Source organism: Pedobacter sp. 01T416_2 (assembly GCF_056398925.1).
In genome coordinates, this window is sequence record NZ_JBFTQI010000494.1 from 1 (window position 1) to 4,513 (window position 4,513).

Annotated in this window: 3 protein-coding genes; 2 read left to right on the forward strand and 1 reads right to left on the reverse strand. The window is 40.6% G+C overall.

Annotated elements, in window-relative coordinates; translation table 11 throughout:
- Positions 1-1,155 (reverse strand): anhydro-N-acetylmuramic acid kinase (locus AC1DPQ_RS18780; RefSeq protein WP_477610516.1); only part of this gene is annotated, 1,155 nt, incomplete at its 3' end.
- 153 nt (positions 1,156-1,308) lie between these two features.
- Between AC1DPQ_RS18780 and nagB the strand changes: the two genes are divergently transcribed.
- Positions 1,309-3,234, forward strand: a complete 1,926-nt coding sequence (gene nagB / locus AC1DPQ_RS18785) for a glucosamine-6-phosphate deaminase (protein WP_477610517.1) — start codon at positions 1,309-1,311, stop codon at positions 3,232-3,234.
- A gap of 177 nt (positions 3,235-3,411) precedes the next feature.
- The coding region (locus AC1DPQ_RS18790; RefSeq protein ID WP_477610518.1) for an acyltransferase family protein at positions 3,412-4,513 on the forward strand (1,102 nt) is incomplete at its 3' end.

Below are 4,513 nucleotides of genomic sequence, written 5' to 3' on the forward strand. Positions count from 1 at the left end.
GCCTTGCCTATCACCAAAGTTTATCGGTTTGCCACAGAGTGTTTCGTTGGCCAAAACAGCAAACAAAACAGCCTCTTTTGCATCGGGATCAATTTTTAAGTCTTCAGTGGTTAGGAATTTGCAAAAAGGTAACTTGCTTTTAAGAAGTTGTACAATCAAAGGGTTATGCATTCCGCCGCCACTCATAAAAACCTGTGCTTTAGCATCTTCGCCAAAGCAACGCTTAATTGCATTAGTAATAGTTTCYGCAGAAAAATGACATAAGGTAGCCATTACATCTTCCCTACTTAAATCTATTGTTAAAGACTCTTCTTGAGCGTTTGTCAAATACTCCAGATTAAACAATTCTGGTCCTGTGGTTTTAGGAAAATCCAGATCAAAAAAGCTGCAATTTAATAACGCAGACAATAGACTGGGATTAGATTCGCCAGCCAAGGCAACAGCTGCATTTTTATCATAAAATTGATTAAAATGTTTCTGCATATACTGGTCCATCAAAGTATTTCCAGGGCCAACATCCGTCGAAAAAATTTCACTGGCATCCGTACTGCCTGGCAAATAGGTGAAATTTGCTATGCCGCCTATATTTAACATTACCCGATCTTCGCCAGCTTTCGAAAATATTAAATAATCGCCATAGACCGCTAAGGGGGCGCCTTCCCCGCCAGCGGCTAAGTGTTTTTGTCTAAAGTCAGACAGTGTGATAATCCCGGTTTTTAGCGCAATATGATCACCGTCACCTATTTGTAATGTACCATTAGGATAATCGGTCATTTGATGCAACGATTTTGGTGCATGAAATATGGTTTGTCCGTGGCTGGCTATAAAATCTATATCCTCATTTTTATAGCCCCATTCTTCCAGGGCTTCATTTATTAGTTGGGCATGGGTATTTGCAATATGCTCATTCATTAAGCACACCAATTGTAAATCGACTTCTTTTTTAGAGAAAATGGCTTTTATTTTGGCCCTAAAATCATCGGTATAATCGCCTGTTTTAAATTTTAAAATCCGGATATCCGTCTCAGCACCGCTTCCCTTTACCAAACAGAGCGCAATATCCAGTCCATCCATTGATGTTCCACTCATCAATCCTATAATTAAACGTTCCGATTTCCCTGCTTTCGAATACAACTTTTCAATCTGTGTGTTCATATTGCTTTTTTATCTTAAAAAGATCAAACGTTTGTCTGCCCCTCTAATCGAATTTTATATAAATACTTGCAATAAAAGTAAATAACCTTTGTTACAAATTGGGCATAACTCTCTATATTTACTGCTCCGTACATTAAAATCCATATAAAAAAAATGGCTAGATTAAATCTACTGGAGGAGACACGTTTCGAGAAATTACCGGTAAGCGTGTTCGAAAATCCAAAAATTGCTTCAATTAATGTTGCACACCGCATTGCCGAGCTCATTAAATCTAAACAAGCAAGCAACACACCTGCAGTACTGGGCTTAGCAACAGGTGTTACCCCAATTGCAGTTTATGCCGAATTGGTTAGACTGCACAAAGAAGAGGGCTTGAGTTTTAAAAACGTAATTACTTTCAACTTGGATGAATATTATCCAATGGCGCCAACAGCGGCACAAAGTTATGTTACGTTTATGAACGAAAACCTTTTCAATCATATCGACATTGATAAGAAAAATGTTCACATCCCTGATGGCACACTTGCGCTGGAAGATATTCCTGCATTCTGCTTAGAGTATGAAAAGAAAATAGGTGATCTTGGTGGTCTTGATATCCAGATTTTAGGTATCGGCCGTACAGGTCACATCGGATTTAACGAGCCGGGATCTGCACCAAATTCTGGTACACGTTTAGTTACTTTAGATGACCTTACCCGCCGCGATGCCRCACGCGATTTCGGCGGAAAAACCTTCGTACCTACTAAGGCCATTACCATGGGTATAGGTACAATTTTCAAAGCAAGGGAAATTATATTGATGGCCTGGAGCCGTAAAAAAGCTTCGATTATCAAAAAAGCTGTTGAAGGTGAAATTTCGGGCGATGTTCCGGCAACGTACCTACAGCTTTCTGACCATGTGGAGTTTATCCTTGATGCACCTGCAGCTTCAGAACTGACCCGTTTTGACACCCCATGGTTGGTTAAAGACTGTGTTTGGACAGATGCTCTGATCCGTAAAGCGGTGATCTGGCTGGCCAATACCTTGAAAAAACCGATCTTAAAGTTAACCGAAGACGATTACAACAATAATGGTATGGCGCAACTGGCTACTGAAAAAGGACCAGTATACAATATCAACATCCACATCTTTAATAAATTACAGCACACCATTACAGGTTGGCCAGGAGGTAAACCGAATGCTGATGATTCGCAGCGTCCGGAAAGAGCTGAACCTGCTAAAAAGAGAATAATTATTTTCTCACCGCACCCTGATGATGATGTGATCTCGATGGGCGGTACTTTTCTTCGTCTGGTTGATCAAGGGCATGATGTACACGTAGCTTACCAAACCTCAGGTAATACCGCGGTTTGGGATGATGATGCACTTCGTTTTGTTGAGTTCAATGTAGATTTTACAGAGAAAATGGGTATGGACAATACACATTTGAAGGATCTCTACAATAAAATGAGAACCTTTATTGAGCAGAAACAACCAAACCAGATAGATACGCCAGAGATCCAAACGGTTAAAGGATTGATCAGAAAAGGCGAGGCAATTGCCGGCGCAAGATATTGCGGTCTTGAAGATGACCATATCCACTTTCAGGCGCTTCCTTTTTACGAAAGCGGTAAGGTTCAGAAAAACCCGGTAACGGATGCTGATATCGAGCTTACAATAGCACTATTGCAAAAAGTTAAGCCTCAACAGGTGTACGCGGCAGGCGATTTTGAAGATCCGCATGGAACGCATATTGTTTGTTTTAATATTATTTTAGAAGCATTAAAACGTTTACGCAAAACCGAAGCTTGGGCACAAGATTGCTGGTTGTGGATGTACCGCGGTGCATGGCACGAATTTGAAACATATGAAATCGAAATGGCTGTTCCTATTTCTCCACAAGAGCTTGAGCGTAAAAAATATGCGATTTTCAAACACCAGAGCCAAAAAGACAGAGCAGTTTTCCCTGGTGACGATGCTAGAGAGTTCTGGCAGCGTGCCGAAGACCGTAACCGTGATACTGCAAAAGCCTACGACGAACTTGGACTTGCAGAATATGAAGCAATGGAAGCTTTTGTACGCTGGAAATTTGTGGATTAACTAGTGTTAAAATAAATATTGATCCTGCCTTGTTAACTCAAAGCAGGATTTTTTTTGCCCAACCTGCGAAGTCTCAAAAGGACAAGAGTGCAGAAAGACTTCGGGAAGTAAACCGATTTATTTCTCATTCTAAAAACAATACTCTAAATTAGTTTGCTGAACCCAAACAAGCTAATCATGACCGAACCTAAACAACGATTGTTATCTCTTGATTTTTTCAGGGGATTAACCGTAGCCGCAATGATCTTAGTGAATAATCCGGGCAGCTGGGGGCATATTTACGCGCCTTTAGAGCATGCGGAATGGAATGGATGTACCCCCACCGATTTAATTTTCCCATTTTTCTTGTGGATTGTTGGTGTATCCATTGCATTTGCCATGAGCAGCAGCAAAACAGATCCACCTTCAMATCAAAAAACAATCATAAAAGCCATTAAACGTGGCATTATACTTTATTTACTCGGTTTCTTTTTGGCCATTTTCGGAAAAATTATCAGTACCATAATAGATGACAGATCAATTTGGGAGGCTTTTCAAACGGTTCGTCTTTTAGGCGTTTTACAAAGAATAGGCATTGTTTTTATCATTAGCAGTATCATTTTCATCAAAGTATCGAACAAAACCATATTCAAAATCTTAATCGTAATCCTTGCCCTTTATTGGGCCTTAATGACATTTATTCCTGTACCGGGAGTAGGCTATCCCAACCTGGAAAAAGAAACGAATTTAGCTGCCTGGATCGACCGCGGAATTTTAACCGAAGCACATACCTGGGCTTCATCCAAAACCTGGGATCCGGAAGGGGTTTTGAGCACATTACCAGCAGTAGGAACCTGCTTATTTGGCATTCTGGTTGGCGTTTGGATGCGCAGAAAAGATGTCGACAATGCAACTAAGGTGGCCTGGTTATTTACTACAGGTGTAACCGCTGTTATTTTAGGTTTACTTTGGGATTTACAGTTTCCGATCAACAAAGCCCTTTGGACAAGTTCTTACGTACTTTATGCGGGTGGATTGGCGTCGATAGGAATGGCACTTTGTTACTGGATCATCGATGTTCAGGGTTACAAAAAATTCACCACTCCTTTTGTTGTTTATGGTGTAAATGCCATAACAGTCTTTTTCTTAGCAGGCCTAATGCCGCGGATATTAAACCTGATCCAGATTACCAAACCTGATGGTACAAAAACAGGATTATTGGTGCGCTTTTATGAAACTTGTTACACTCCGTTTTTTAGCCCCATAAATGCTTCCTTAGTTTGGGCCATAACCTATGTAC